General features: G+C 63.3%; 11 protein-coding genes and 3 pseudogenes. 4 read left to right on the forward strand and 10 right to left on the reverse strand.

The features are described from left to right. Positions 1-219: 219 nt before the first annotated feature. Positions 220-333, forward strand: a pseudogene (locus QM693_RS09595) (IS5/IS1182 family transposase); the annotation flags it as partial. 529 nt (positions 334-862) lie between these two features. Here QM693_RS09595 and QM693_RS09600 read toward each other — a convergent pair. The 5 genes from QM693_RS09600 to QM693_RS09620 all read right to left on the reverse strand — a co-directional run bounded on the left by QM693_RS09600 (position 863) and on the right by QM693_RS09620 (position 6,494). Next, on the reverse strand, positions 863-2,299 hold the full coding sequence (locus QM693_RS09600; RefSeq protein ID WP_283352146.1) for an aldehyde dehydrogenase family protein: 1,437 nt from the start codon (positions 2,297-2,299) through the stop codon (positions 863-865). Between the two features lie 277 nt (positions 2,300-2,576). After that, on the reverse strand, positions 2,577-3,107 hold the full coding sequence (locus QM693_RS09605; protein ID WP_283334012.1) for a MaoC family dehydratase: 531 nt from the start codon (positions 3,105-3,107) through the stop codon (positions 2,577-2,579). A 3-nt stretch (positions 3,108-3,110) separates the two neighbouring features. Then, positions 3,111-4,088, reverse strand: a complete 978-nt coding sequence (locus QM693_RS09610) for an HpcH/HpaI aldolase/citrate lyase family protein (RefSeq protein ID WP_105413863.1) — start codon at positions 4,086-4,088, stop codon at positions 3,111-3,113. A gap of 7 nt (positions 4,089-4,095) precedes the next feature. Then, a complete protein-coding gene (locus tag QM693_RS09615; protein ID WP_283334016.1) occupies positions 4,096-5,307 on the reverse strand; it encodes a CaiB/BaiF CoA transferase family protein in 1,212 nt (403 codons plus the stop codon). Further along, entirely contained in the window at positions 5,304-6,494 is a 1,191-nt protein-coding gene (locus QM693_RS09620) for an acyl-CoA dehydrogenase family protein (protein WP_065491288.1), read from the reverse strand. The genes QM693_RS09615 and QM693_RS09620 overlap by 4 nt, the downstream gene beginning before the upstream one ends. A gap of 370 nt (positions 6,495-6,864) precedes the next feature. Between QM693_RS09620 and QM693_RS09625 the strand changes: the two genes are divergently transcribed. Beyond that, positions 6,865-7,605 (forward strand): GntR family transcriptional regulator, encoded by a 741-nt coding sequence (locus QM693_RS09625; protein ID WP_283352147.1) that lies wholly within the window; start codon positions 6,865-6,867, stop codon positions 7,603-7,605. A 71-nt stretch (positions 7,606-7,676) separates the two neighbouring features. On the opposite strand, the gene QM693_RS09630 is transcribed toward QM693_RS09625, so the two are convergent. Further along, a complete protein-coding gene (locus QM693_RS09630) occupies positions 7,677-8,984 on the reverse strand; it encodes an MFS transporter (protein ID WP_283352148.1) in 1,308 nt (435 codons plus the stop codon). A gap of 379 nt (positions 8,985-9,363) precedes the next feature. Between QM693_RS09630 and QM693_RS09635 the strand changes: the two genes are divergently transcribed. Further along, on the forward strand, positions 9,364-10,665 hold the full coding sequence (locus tag QM693_RS09635; RefSeq protein ID WP_283352184.1) for an MmgE/PrpD family protein: 1,302 nt from the start codon (positions 9,364-9,366) through the stop codon (positions 10,663-10,665). Positions 10,666-10,681: 16 nt separating this feature from the next. On the opposite strand, the gene QM693_RS09640 is transcribed toward QM693_RS09635, so the two are convergent. The 3 genes and pseudogenes from QM693_RS09640 to tnpA form a co-directional block, all read right to left on the reverse strand. Continuing rightward, on the reverse strand, positions 10,682-11,320 hold the full coding sequence (locus tag QM693_RS09640; protein ID WP_283352149.1) for an HD domain-containing protein: 639 nt from the start codon (positions 11,318-11,320) through the stop codon (positions 10,682-10,684). A 133-nt stretch (positions 11,321-11,453) separates the two neighbouring features. Next, a pseudogene (locus QM693_RS09645) lies at positions 11,454-12,205 on the reverse strand (GlxA family transcriptional regulator); the annotation flags it as partial. 41 nt (positions 12,206-12,246) lie between these two features. Beyond that, a complete protein-coding gene (gene tnpA / locus QM693_RS09650) occupies positions 12,247-12,693 on the reverse strand; it encodes an IS200/IS605 family transposase (protein WP_164062524.1) in 447 nt (148 codons plus the stop codon). 16 nt (positions 12,694-12,709) lie between these two features. Here tnpA and QM693_RS09655 point away from each other — a divergent pair, with 16 nt between their 5' ends. Further along, positions 12,710-13,864, forward strand: a complete 1,155-nt coding sequence (locus QM693_RS09655; protein WP_283352150.1) for an RNA-guided endonuclease InsQ/TnpB family protein — start codon at positions 12,710-12,712, stop codon at positions 13,862-13,864. A 92-nt stretch (positions 13,865-13,956) separates the two neighbouring features. Here the strand turns inward: QM693_RS09655 and QM693_RS09660 are convergent. Then, positions 13,957-14,163 (reverse strand): annotated as a pseudogene (locus QM693_RS09660) (AraC family transcriptional regulator); the annotation flags it as partial. Between the last annotated feature and the right edge of the window lie 98 nt (positions 14,164-14,261).

The following is a 14,261-nucleotide window of genomic DNA, read 5'->3' on the forward strand; positions in this document are numbered from 1 at the left end:
GAGCTGACAGCCAGCTCCACGGCAGTTGGTTACTGTTTCGACCTCGTGAGAATGTCCTCATTGGTGGCGATGTTCAGCCGAACATGCCCGGCGCCGATGATTTCGAAGGCTTGGCCGGCGGAGAGGGTGTGCGGCCCTGTCCAAGAGTATGTCTCGTCTGGATGAAGTGACTTGTGATGCATGATGTGACGCGTGGTGGATGAGCTGTCACTGCGGTTAATGTCGGATGCGGTGTGGGAGATTGCCGAACCGTCGATTCCCGGTTCGTCGCACTGCCGCAGGGGAGGTGGCAACGCACCGGTCGACGATCGGGCGGTGTTCACTGCGATCGTGACGTAGTCACCGGGCTTCGAGGTAAGTCAGTCGTGATCGGGAGGATGGACAGGGCTACGGGTTCCCGGGTCGCGGTCCGTTGCTTCTACGAGCCAGCGGATCGCTACTACCTTTGGGAAATGCCTTCCACAATGCTTTAGCGATGGAGAACGCCCCCCGTGCGGGCGAGGTCGAGCGCCTGTCGCCCGAATAGGGCAGCGAATGCACGGTTTTCGACCTATTCCACGACTATCGTGTGCGAGTAGGACATCACGACGTCCTCGGGCTGGGCCCGATATTGCCTTGGATCCTGAGCGGTTCAGTAAGGTGTCGCAGATCGAAAGACCCCAGAATGCCGACCGGCTCTCCTCGAACCCAGAGTTCGAAGCGATGCCGATCGGCATTGTGGACGACTCGGGCCTCCTCGGGTTTGGTGCATTGCGCACTCCCGTCGACGCCCCAGCTACTGCACCGCTTATGGGCGCTGCGATCTATCCCGTTGATTGTCTCGTCGGCGTACGTAGTCATCGAGAGACGTGATCTGCGGACCTCATAGCCGTGCGGTAATCGTCTTGAGCTGGCAGTAGTGCTTGAGCGCCTCGAAGCCCTTCTCCCGGCCGAAACCGCTCAACTTGTAGCCACCGAACGGTGTTTCGACACCACCGGCGAAATACTGGTTGATGAAGACCTGCCCCGCCTCGATGGCGCCGGCCACGCGATGAGCCCGGCCGTGGTCTCGGGTCCAGACCCCCGCGACGAGTCCGTAGTCGCTGTCGTTGGCGATCTCGACCGCCTCCTCATCGGAATCGAATCGGAGCACCGTCAGCACCGGGCCGAAGATCTCCTCGCGCGCCACGCGCATCGTGTTGTCGACGTCGACGAAGATGGTCGGCTCGATGAAGAACCCGCGGCCCAGCCGCCCTGTGTCGGCGACGTGTCCACCGGTCGCGACACGTGCGCCCTCGCTGGGGCCGAGTTCGAGATACGAGCGGACCTTGTCGAACTGCCCTCGCGTGGCAAGGGATCCGATGTCCGGGTCCTCGATGCCCGGCGCGATGACCGTGGTCTTTGCGTGCTGGACGAGGCGATCGACCAACTCGTCGTGCACCGAAGAATGCACCAGCAACCGGCTGCCGGCAGAACATACCTGCCCCGCCTTGGTGGTGAACGCGGTCCAGGCGCCTGCCGCGGCCGCGTCGAGATCGGCGTCGTCGAAGACGATGTTGGGGGACTTGCCGCCCAACTCGAGAGTCAGCGGAATCAGTCGCTGGGCGGCTGCCCGCATGATCGCCCGGCCGGTCTCCACCGAGCCGGTGAAGACGATCTTGCGGACCTTGTCGTGGCCGGTCAGCGCAGCTCCTGCATCAGCACCGAATCCGGGGACGACGTTGAGAACCCCCGCGGGCAGTCCCGCTTCGACGGCGAGACGGCTCATCTCCAGTGCCGACAGGGGTGTGTCCTCGGCGGGTTTGAGGACCACCACGTTGCCCATCGCCAACGCGGGTGCGATGGCCCGCGCGGCCTGGTTGATCGGCGCATTCCAGGGTGTGACGACACCGATGACGCCGAACGCTTCGTTGCGGGTGTACGAGAGGTAGTCGGGTCCCAGCGGAATCGTCTCGCCGTGTACCTTGTCTGCCGCCCCGCCGTAGTACTCGAAGTATCGTGCGGCAGTCTCGATGTCCACGTTCGACTGCGACAACGTCTGACCGGTATCGAGTGTTTCGATTCGGGCCAGTTCGTCTGCGTGTTCACGCAGTGTGCGGGCGACCTCGAGAAGAATGCGACCGCGAGTGGCGGCCGGGGTGTCACGCCACGAGCGGAAGGCGCTCTGCGCTACGGCAACTGCTGCCTCGATATCCTCCGCTCCGCCGAGCGCGACTTCGGCGATGACGTCGCCTGTGGCGGGATCACGAGTGGAAAAGTACTGCCCACTCTTACTGCGCTCGTCATGTCCGCCGACGAACGTTTCGTAACGCTCTCGCATTGTGCTTCCTATTCCGAGTGGTGCACCCGGGTGACCGGCCGCACCGAGTTTGTGCCGATATATGGCACAGTGTTTCTGTTGATAGCTTGGTTCGTTCCCGCGATCTCTGTCAAGGGCCGGGTGTCCTCCCACCATCGGGGGAACACCCGGCCCGGATCGAAGATCGGAGGGACGAAATCCTCGATCCGCGGATCACGCAGCCGACCCGCAGATCCCATCCGGCTTCGGTGAACGGCTGTGGGTGTTGCAGACGGGAACGCTCCCCAACCGGAGTCGACTACGCGTGCGGCAGCGGTCGAGCGGGTTGTTCGCCGCCGCGCGCGTCGCCGTAGCTTCGCTTGGGTACGAGAACTTTGCGTCGGAAGATGCAGACGATCTGCCCGTCCTGCTTGTAGCCGCGGGTCTCGACGTACACGACGCCTCGGTCGTCCTTGGACTTCGACGGCGTGACTTCCAGGACCTCGGTTTCGCCATAGATCGTGTCACCGTGGAACGTCGGCTTGACGTGCCGCAACGATTCGATTTCGAGGTTGGCGATCGCCTTGCCGGACACATCCTGTACGGACATGCCGAGCAGAAGCGAGTAGACGTAGTTGCCCACGACCACGTTGCGCCCGAATTCTGTAGTCGCCTCCGCGAAGTGAGAGTTGATGTGCAACGGGTGGTGGTTCATCGTCAGCAGGCAGAACAGGTGATCGTCGTATTCGGTGACGGTCTTGCCTGGCCAATGCCTGTAGATTGCTCCGACTTCGAAATCCTCGAAGTACCGACCGAACTGCATGTTCTGCACTTTCTCCGTGGTCGTCACTGTTCACACACCGCTCTCTACGGTCTCGGTCTCCGGCTTCCACACATCGAGTCGTTCCATGCCGGCCGCGCGGCCCTGGCCGGCGATGACCAACGCCATCTTGCGGGACGCCTCGTCGATCATTTCGTCGCCGAGCATCACAGCGCCCTTGCGGCCGCCCTGGTCGGAGGTGAACCACTCGTACGCGGCGAGAATGTTTTCGGCGTGGTCGTAGTCGGCCTGGGCGGGACTGAAGGTGTCGTTGGCGGCGTCGATCTGTGCCGGATGCAGCACCCATTTCCCGTCGTAGCCGAGTGCAGCGGCCTGTCCGGCAACCCGGCGGAAGCCGTCGACGTTTCGGACCTGAACATAGGGTCCGTCGATCGCCTGCAGCCCGTTGGCTCGGGCGGCCATCAGGATTCGCATCAGCGGATAGTGGAATGCGTCGCCGACCCCATAGCCCGGTGGCTGCTCACCGATCACGAGCGACTTCATGTTGATGCTCGCCATGAAGTCGCCGGGGCCGAAGATGATCGTTTCGATGCGCGGCGACGCGGCTGCGATCTCGTCGACGTTGATCAATCCGGCGGCGTCCTCGATCTGCGCCTCGATTCCGATTCGGCCTACCTCGAAACCCATGGTCTTCTCGATCTGGGTCAGAGTGAAGTCGAGCCAGGCGATCTGGGCAGCCGACTGCACCTTCGGAAGCATGATGCAGTCGAGATTCTGACCGGCACCTTCGACGACCTCGACCACGTCACGATAGGTCCAGTGGGTCGTGAGGTCGTTGACCCGCACCACGCGAATCTTCGACCCCCACCCGCCTTCGTTGAGTGCCGAGACGATGGTCTTGCGCGCACCAGGTTTCGCGAGTGGAGCACACGCGTCCTCGAGGTCCAGGAAGACCTGGTCGGAATCGAGACCCTTCGCCTTCTCGATCATCTTCGGGTTCGAACCGGGAACCGCGAGGCAGGAACGCCGCGGTCGTTGTGTTCTGGACATGATCTCCCTATCTTGTTTCTTCGAGCTGAAAGGCAGCTGTGGTGTTGTCGAACTGGGCCAGCACTTCATCGGTATGCTCACCGAGTAGCGGTGCTCGCCGGACATGGGTCGGGGGCGCATCCGCGAACTTGATCGGAGAGTTGGCGATCGTCAGCGGGTGGGACACGCCGGGATGATCGACCTCGACCAACATGTTGCGGGCACGCACGTGGGGATCCGCATAGATGTCCTCGACGGTATTGACCGGTGCCACCGGGACCTTGCCGCCGAGTGTTTCCACGATCTGGTCCTTGGTCCGGGTGGTTGTCCACGCGGTCACCGCAGACATGGTGAAGTCACGATTGGCCAGTCGGCTGACGTTGTCCCTTGTGCGTTCGTCCGTAGCCAACTCGGGGCGGCCGATTGCCGCGCAGAGTTGCTGCCAATGTTTGTTGCCCGGCGCGGCGATACTGACCCACCCGTCTGCCGCGGGCACGACATCGAAGGGACAGAGCAGGGGATGGCTGTTTCCCTGCCGGGTCGGTACTTCGCCGGTGTAGGAGTGCTGGTAGACGGCGCGTTCGCACATCGCCAGCATGGCGTCGTACATCGACACGTCGACGAAGCCGCCGACTCCGTCGCGGCGAGCACGGTGCACGGCCGACAGCAGGCCGATCACCGCGAAGAGCGCAGGCACGGTGTCACCGAGACCGGGACCGGTCTTGATCGGGGGGCGGTCGGGCTCGCCGGTGATTTCCATCAAGCCGCTGACGGCCTGGACGGTGATGTCGTACGCCGGCCAGTCCCGCATCGGGCTGCTGCCGGTGCGTTCGTCACCGAATCCGCGGATCGCCGCATATACCAGGTGGGGATTCTTCTCCTGGAGTCGCTCGTAGGACAGCCCCAGCCGGTCCATGACCCCGTGGCGGAAGTTCTCCACGACGACATCGGCGTGCGCGACCAGGTCGAGCAGCGAGGCGCGCCCCTCCTCGGTGGTGAGGTCGAGAACGACACTGCGCTTGTTGCGATTGACGCTCTGGAAATACCCACCGAATGCGCGTAGTTCGTCATCCGGTGCGAACGGTCCCTGCTCTCGGATGAAGTCACCATGAGGGGGTTCGACCTTGATCACGTCGGCGCCCAGATCTCCGAGGACCATGGTGGCGAAGGGACCCGCGAGCATGGTCGTCAGGTCGATCACCACGACATCGTTCAGTGGCCCGGCGGCCGGCGATCTCATCGTGTCTGCCTTCCGAGGATCGAATCCGAGATGATCTTCAGCTGGATTTCCGACGTGCCCTCGAAGATTTTGGTGAGCTTGGCATCCCGCCAGTACCGTTCGACGGCGAAATCGGTGGTGTATCCGGCACCGCCGTGAATCTGCAGGGCCTCACTGGTTACTCGTTCGGCCATCTCGGTGGCGAGGTACTTGACCATCGATGCTTCCACGGTATTGCGCCGGCCGGCGTCGACTTCGGTGCACACCCGGTACATCAGCGATCGGGCCGCCTCCACCTCGGTGGCCATGTGCGCGATCTTGAATCGGATCGCCTGGTTCTCGCCGATCGATCGGCCGAACTGGACGCGTTGCCGCGCATAGGCAACGGAGTCCTCGAGCGCTCCGCGTGCCACGCCGATGGCGCGGGCGGCGGTATGAATCCGGGCGGTCTCGAGATCGCCCATGGCGACCTTGAAGCCCTCGCCTTCGGGGCCGACCATGGAGTCACCAGCGGCGTAGGCGTTGTCGAAGGACAGCTCCCACGTCTTCCATCCGTGATATCCGATCTTGCGTACGGGCGTGCCCGTCACTCCCGGGGGAAGCTCACCCCGAGGCTTCGGCATGATGAAACAGCTGATACCGCGCGATCGGTGGTCGCGGTCAATGGGTGACGTACGGGCGAATACCTGAAGATAGTCGGCTCCGTCGGCGAACGTGCACCACATCTTCTGGCCGCTGATCCGCCACCCGTCCGCTTCTCTGCGGGCCCGAGTCGACAGCGCTGCCACATCGGATCCTGCATCGGGCTCGGACAAGGCAAAGGCACTGAGGAAATCGCCCGTAGCCATCCGCGGCAGGTACTCGCGGCGCTGTTCCTCGGTGAAACCAGCGGTGAATTGTTGTCCGCGAGCGATCAGGCTCGACACGCTCATCCACGCGCGGGCAAGTTCCTCGACGATCAGGGCGTATTCGAAGACCCCGAGGCCCAGCCCGCCGTATTCCTCGGGAATCAGAACACCGAAAAATCCTAGCTCGGCCATCTTCTGGCGCAGTTCCATCGGAATCTCGCCCTTGACCGGATCGAGTTCGTTCGCCACGGGCAGTACTTCCTTGGCGGCGAACTCTCGCGCCATCGCCTGGATCGCGAGGCGCTCGTCGGTGAGATACCCGGCTCCTGACGAACCGACGTCGTCAACTACAGCAGTCATGAGGCTTCAACCCTTCATACGTGCCTCTATGCGGCACAGTGTTCCGATATGGATCAGAATGCCCCACCGGAGCCGTATTGGTCAACCCTCCCTCTGACGAGTGGTGGAAACAACGTTGTCTATGCAGGTCAAAGTCGCATTACAACCGACGTCGTGTCCGGTCCTCGTTCTCCGATGTCGGCCAGGACTCGCGCTATGGGCAGGGTTGCCGGGTGCGTAGAGACGGGGAGTGGTGTGCCGTTATCTGGAATAGCGTGCCGATATCGACTACCATGGTTCGCGTCCGATCCAGATGGGTCGGCCTGCGAAGACAGCACCACGCGGCGATGGTTGATGCCGAAGGGCGACAGGAACGGATCGGTGTGGGCTCATGGGTGTCCGTGGCAACGAACAAGCGCCGGCGCATCGGCGGTTGTCCCACGCGCTGCGCGAGCAAATCGCCGCAGGCCACTTCCACGGTGGTCGCCAGCTTCCCACGGAACTCGAACTTGCCGAACAGTATGGATTGAGTCGGCAGACGGTGCGGCGAGCATTCTACGATCTCGTGGCGGATGGCCTGGTCTATCGCGTTCCGGGGAGGGGCACGTTCGTCTCCGAACTGGGGAGTAGGCGTCTCCGGCGGCTCGGAGCGATAGAAGAACTGACCAATCTCCCCGCTGGTACCACCACGGAAATTGTCGTGCCTCTGCGACGTAGGGCCGATATCGAAGCCGCAAGCCGTTTACGCCTCGACAATGACTTCGTCTCCACGATCGCGTATGTACGCCGGTACGCGGGGATCGTGTTCGCGATGACGACCGTCCATCTGCCGGATCTGCACGCGCAGCATCTGTGTGGAGGCGCGGGGACGGAGCCGGGCGCGATCGGAGCACACACGATCATCGGTCTTCTGGAACCTCACCTGGCGTCTCCCGTTGTCGAACTCGTGCAGTCGATCACCGTGGCGCCGGCGTCCGAGGAGACCGCCCATCACCTCGACTGCCCCGCCGGACATCCGCTGTTGCGCGCCGATCGTGTGTATCTCGATTCGGACAGTCGGGCAGTCGAGTTGGCGGTCAGCTACTACCTACCCGAGCACTACACCTACCGAAACACCATTGGCAGAAGTTGACGGGTCCTTCTCGGGCCGCCAGAGGCAGCCCGAGAAGGAGCGAATCCCGCGAACAGGGGGAGAAATGTCGATCAGGAATCTTCGCCCGAAATGTCGCTGTGGAACGTTTCCGGCACCGCTATGGCCCCCACGAGCGTGATAATCGCGGTGGCCACGATGTACCACGGAAAATACTGGGAGTAACCGGCGTTGGCCAGGCTAGTGGCAACAAGCGGGACCGTTCCGCCGAAGATCGCCACCGAGAGCGAGTAGGGAAAACCTAGGCCGCTCACTCGTACGTGCGGTGGGAAGTTTTCGACCATCACAGCTGACGTGATCGATGTGCAGAGGCTCAACAACAGTAGCCCGATGAGCTGAATGCAAATCAGAACCGAAAAATTCGAACTCGTTATCGAGAGCAGGAAAGGCGTCACGATGACGGTGCCGACGCCGAATGCGTACATGCACGGCTTACGTCCATATCTGTCGGAGATCAGCCCGGCCACCGGCTGTGCGAGTGTGTAGAGGATCAGCGTGATGATGCCGACCGTCATTGCGGTGGTGGCAGAGGCGCCGTTCTGGATCTGGAAGTACGTAGTCAGGTACGTCGCCCAAAAGTATTGTCCAACGCCCATTCCGGTGGCGATCGCAAACACGATCAGGGACTGCCTGGGGTAACGCTGCAGAGCATTGAGCGGGTTGCGGCTGACCGGTGCCGCGCCGCCCTCGTCGGAGACGGTAGTCCCGAGGGTTTCCTGCGTCCCGCGGCGAATGTACCAGGCCACGATCGCAGCCAGGGCGCCGACAGCGAAGGGGATTCGCCAACCGTAGTCCCGCATCGCATCTTCACCGATGAGTGTGACGAACACGGTGATGAAGGCGAGACATGTCAACTTCCCTATGCCCGACGCGACGAACATGAAGCTCGAGTAGAAACCACGTCGGCCGGCGGGTGCGGATTCGACGATGAAGGCACCAGCCGTCGTGTATTCCCCTCCAGCGGACAATCCCTGCAGGATGCGGGCAACGGTGAGGATTATGGGCGCGGCGACACCGATCTGGCTGTACGTGGGGCAGACGGCGACAAGCAGGCTGCCGCCTGCCATGAGGCTGATGGTGAGGCTCAAGGCTCGCCGCCTGCCGTACCGATCTGCGAATAGTCCGATGAAGAGTCCCGCCAGTGGACGTGCGAGGAACCCGACGGCAAAGACGCCGAATGCGCTCAGGAGCGGCACCAGCCCCGAGGATTCCGAAGAGGGGAAGAAGGACGATGCGAAGTAGACCGCGAGGTACGAGTACGCGAGGAAATCGAAGAACTCGACCGAGTGTCCGATGGTGCCGGCGATCAGCTGTCGTCTCGGATTCAAGACAGCCGTTTGATCGGATGTTTCTATCTTCATTGAGAATTGTCTTTCTGTGAAGGCGTTGCTCGTGATTCTGGAAGGCACTCGGCTGCCTGTGGCTCGATGAGGTTCCATTCGTGAGAGAGTTTTGGGGGACTGACCACCCCGGACCCGTGACTTCGAATATCGCACGGGAAATCTGCAATCGGTGCGAGCCCGTCACAGGGGCGTCGATAGTGAAGCCGACATCGATCGTGCTGCATAGCGGCACAGTGTGTCGGAAAGTGAGTATCGTGCCTCGGATCACAGTCTGTCAAGGATGCCTCACCGGGTTCGCCCACCAGTCAAGCGTTGTGCGCTGCCGGGCAGGTAGGTCGGCGGAGGTAGCGAACGTGCAGGCGGCATCACGGAGAGCATGGGATGCATCTTGGATGCTGTGCCGTCTAGCGGTATGGTGTGCCATAGATTGTTCAGCTGGGCGCAATGGGCGCACCGGTGGGGGAAGGAGTGGGCTATGACGATTGCGCCGCACGAATCAACCGATGCCATCGCGCACGATCTCGCAGTGTGGGCCGCAAGTATCGAGCCAGGGGCCGCGGATCTCGATCTCGCTCGACGTGCTCTGGTCGACACCGTTGCAGTGACCCTTGCCGCACTGGATGATCCGGCAGCTGCGTGGACGGATGGGCTGCCGGCTGCGCTTCGCTGGGCAGCGGTCGGGCACGTGCTCGATTTCGACGATTTGCACATACCCTCCACCACCCACGTCAGTGTGGTGTGCGTTCCCGCCACGTTGGCGGTGGGCGGCGGTGGGCGGGAGTACCTGGCGGCGGCGGGTGTGATGGCACGTCTGGGTACCGCGCTCGGTTGGAACCACTACACACAGGGGTGGCACACCACCGCGACAGTCGGTGCCATCTCGGCTGCTGTCGCTGCGGGGCTGTCGCTCGGGCTCGATTCTGACGGTATCGCCACTGCGATGGCACACGCCGTTCCCGCCGCAGGTGGCGTCCGCCAGGCCTTCGGCACCGCAGGCAAGTCGATTCAGGTCGGATTCGCCGCCCAGGCTGGTGTGCGTGCGGCCGGACTCGCCGCTGCCGGCGCGACTGCCGACCCTCGTGCTGTCAGTGAATGGTTCCGGCTCGTCGGCGGGCGGATGTCCCCGCAAGTCGAAGGTCCCATCATTCCGGATGGTCTCGGGCTGAAGCTTCACCCGTGTTGCTACGCGCTCCAGCGTCCAATCGCGGCGGTTCGGTCGCTCGGTTCGTTATCGATCGACGACATCGCCCGCATACGGGTGCACACTCCGCGCAGCGCGGTTTTGCCGTTGATCCACAACTTTCCGAGTTCGGGTCTGGAAGGTAAGTTCTCGCTGAACTACGGCATCGCGGCAGCCCTGCTGGACGGGTTCCCCGATATCGAGAGCTTCACCGACGCTGCTGTGCAGCGGCCGGAAGTGCGGAGCATTCTCGACCGCGTCAGTCTGGTCGCCGAGCCTGTGGGCGAGGGGGTGCTCGATGGAGACTGCACGGTAGTCGTCGAACTCCGCGACGGATCACAACTCGAGGCCGTGGTCGACCTGCCTGTGGGGCACCCGCGCCGGCCTGCATCCGTCGCAGACTTCGAAGCCAAAGTTCGAGGGTGTGTCGGTGACGAACGGGCGGCCGAGATTATGAACCTGGACTGGGTTTCGGCAGCGGCATTGCTGCAACGTCATCTGCCGGGCGGTGTCAACTGAAGAACCGGCACGGACATCATTCCGACCAAGCGGAGTTCAGGATCACATCGACGAAGTCACCCCGGACGAATCCGGGAACGAAGTGTGCCAGCACATCGGCCTTCACGTTGCCGAACGTAGTATCCGGGCGGTCTTCGAGTCCATCCGTGAAGGCAGCGAGGATCTCGTTCTTGAAGTCCGGCCGCGGGTGGGAGGCAACGACGGCGGCGCGTTCCTCGTCGGTGATCGCGTCGCATCCGATACCGAGTACGTCGAGTTCGACGCCGCGGGTAAGCAGCGCGATCTCCGGTGCCATATGCAGTGGAATCTCGGGGGTGGTGTGGAGTGCGATGCTCGTCCACACCGTGTCTGCCTCGTCTTCGCCGATTCCGTGGGAGCGGAGGAAATTGCGGGCCTCGTCGGCGGCGTCGATCTCGAATCGCTGATCCGCGCGTCGGTATTTCGTCGTGAGTCCGAGGTCGTGGAACATGGCCCCGACGTACAACAGTTCGGCATCGAACGCGAGTTTCTGGTGTCGGGCTCGGAGTGAGCCGAACAGGAACACGCGCCGGGAGTGGTGGTAGATCAACGGGTTCGCGGCCTCCCGCACCAATTCCGTGGCTTCGGTGACCAGGACGGTGTCGGGAATGTCGATGCCTGCGACGGTGTCGGTCATGCGTTTCTCGCTTCCGGAGGCTCTGGTCCGCGGGTCGCGGCTGATCTACTTCACAGTGACATTGTCAACCGCGGCGGAAACCGCCATTCCGGCCCACTTCCGCACAGATCGGGACATGTCCGGTCGGCTGCTCTCAGCGATGGGTGGAGTGGAATCGCTGCCGATACGCCCGCGGCGACACCCCGAGATGCTGGATGAAACTGCGCCGCAAGCTCTCCGGGCTGCCGAATCCGCTGTGCTGCGCCGCGGAAGTCACGGTGTGTCCTGCATCGAGCATGGCTTTGGCGGTGTCGAATCGGATCAGCTCAACGTACTTGGCCGGGGTGGTCCCCAGCTCGTCCTGGAACAGCCTGGTCAGATGCCGGGGACTGACGTAGGCGCGCGCGGCGAGCCGGGTGATGGAGTGGTCACCGGTGGGGCCGCGGCTACGGCATCGACCACCTCGCGGAGCTGTCCGGTGCGTGGCCGCGGCCCGCGCAGGCTGGGGAAGAACTGGGACTGACCGCCCGGTCGCTGCAGGAACACCACGAGTGACTGGGCGACCGCTCGTGCCAGTTCGGTGCCGTGATCGCGTTCGACGAAAGCCAGGGCCAAGTCGATCCCGGCAGTGACACCTGCCGAGGAGAAGATGGTGCCGTCCTCGACGAAAATTGCGTCGGGTTCCACGGTGATCCGGGGATATCCGCGCGCGAGGGTATCGGTGTGCTGCCAGTGGGTGGTCGCGCGCCGACCGTCGAGGAGCCCGGCCGCCGCCAGGATGAACGCACCAGTGCAGATCGAGGCCATCCGGTCGGCGTTGCCGGCCAGCGTGGTGGCCGCACCGGCGAGTTCCGGGCTCACCGGCGTCGACGGAAAAATGTCGCCACCCATCACCAGCGCGGTTGACCGCGGAGCGTAGCGCGCAAGCCCGGTCCTTCAGGGCCGGGTTAGCGCATCGACTTCGGCCTACCGGGAGCGCGGGGCGGTTGCCGCTGCTGCTCGATGTACTGCCGGATGATCGAGATAGGTGCCCCGCCACACGATGCGGCGAAGTAGCTCGGGGACCAGAGGTGTCCGTTCATCGAGTGTCGGTTCACCCATCCGCGGTACTGGTCGCGCAGGCGGCGTGCGGAGACGCCTTTGAGGCTGTTCACCAGCTTCGAGATTTGGATGGTCGGAGGGTATTCGATCAGCAGGTGCACGTGGTCGCCCTCCCCGTTGAACTCGACCAGCCGAGAACCGTAGTCGTCGCACACGCTGCGCATCACCTGTTCGCAGGTGGTCAGCAGCTCGTCGGTGAGGACTCCGCGCCGATACTTGGTAACAAAGACCAAGTGGACGTGCAGGGCGGAAACAACGGAACGGCCACGTCTGTATTCAGGTTCAGAAACCATAGACCAATGTTATTCTTTGGGTCTGCAGTTGCGATACCAGTACCGCGTCCGTCCGACGCCCGGTCAGCAGGACATGCTGGCCCGCTCGTTCGGGTGCGCGCGGGTGGTGTTCAACGACTGCCTGCGCATCCACCAGGACGCGTATGCGTCCGGGGTGAAGCTGTCGGATACCGCCGTGCAGAAGCAGGCAGTCACCGCAGCGAAGAAGACTCCGGAGCGGGCCTGGTTGGACGAGGTCGCATCGGTGGTGCTGGTGCAGGCGTGTCAGGACGCGCGGCGGGCGTACCGAAACTGGTTCGACTCGCTCTCCGGGAAACGGAAGGGCCGCAAGGTCGGCGCGCCACGGTTCCGGTCCCGCCGGGACAATCGGCAGGCGATCCGGCTGACCCGCAACGGGTTCTCGATTCGCCCGAACGGGAAGCTGTACGTGGCGAAGGTCGGCGAGTTGGAGGTCGCCTGGTCCCGCGATCTGCCCTCGGAACCGTCCTCGGTGACGATCATCAAGGATGCAGCGGGCCGGTACTTCGCGTCGTTCGTGGTCGAGACCACCGACGAACCTCTGCCGCCGGTCGATGCGGAGGTCGGTATCGACCTCGGGTTGGCAACGTTCGCGGTCCTGTCGAACGGCAAGACGATCAGCTCGCCGAAGTTCCTGCGCCGTGCAGAACGCAAGCTCGGCAAGGCGCAGCGACTTCTGTCGCGCAAGGAGAAAGGCAGCAACAACCGGGTCAAGGCACGTATTCGCGTCGCGAAGGCCCACGCCAGAGTGTCCGACGCTCGCAAGGACTGGGCGCACAAGCACTCCACGGCGATTATCCGCGAGAACCAAGCGGTGTTCGTCGAGGATCTGTGCGTCCGGGGGCTGGCGCGGACACGGTTGGCGAAATCGGTCCACGACGCCGGGTGGGGAATGTTCACCCGCATGGTGGAGGAGAAAGCCGCCCGCTACGGGCGCACCTTCGTCAAGGTGGACCGGTTCTTTCCGTCGTCGCAGATCTGCTCCCAATGTGGGGTCCAGAGCGGCCCGAAACCGCTCTCGATCCGGGAGTGGGCATGCACGGCGTGCGGCGCCGTTCACGACCGCGACGTCAACGCCGCGAAGAACATCCACGCCGCAGGACGTGCGGAGTGGCTAAACGCCTGCGGAGGGGCCGTCAGCCTTCCCTCCTAGAGGGAAGCGAGCCCCCATGAAACAGGAACCCACCCAAGCGGCGCGCAGCGGCGCAGAAGGAATCCCGGTCGTTCACAGCCGGGAGGACGTCAAAGACGATCTGTGTCCGCGGCGTCGACATCGACGGAAATTTGCATCCCGGTGGACGCGGTCACGTCGACCGCCCCGACCGAGCACAGCACCAACTCGTACGTGGCGCCGAGTCGATTGGCCTCCGTGAAGACCTCGGATGGACCGGCGACGTCGAGCATCTTCACGCCGTCGAACACGAGCACACCGACACGGTGGGGCACATCCAGGAGCTCATCTTCCTCGCATCATGTTCTCAATGGACCGCCGGCGCGGACCCGCCACCGACACGTGGGGGCTATCAGTGTTACCGGTGATACTCGAACAT

The organism is Rhodococcus sp. IEGM 1305 (genome assembly GCF_030058635.1).
GTDB classification, from domain to species: domain Bacteria; phylum Actinomycetota; class Actinomycetes; order Mycobacteriales; family Mycobacteriaceae; genus Rhodococcus_F; species Rhodococcus_F opacus_D.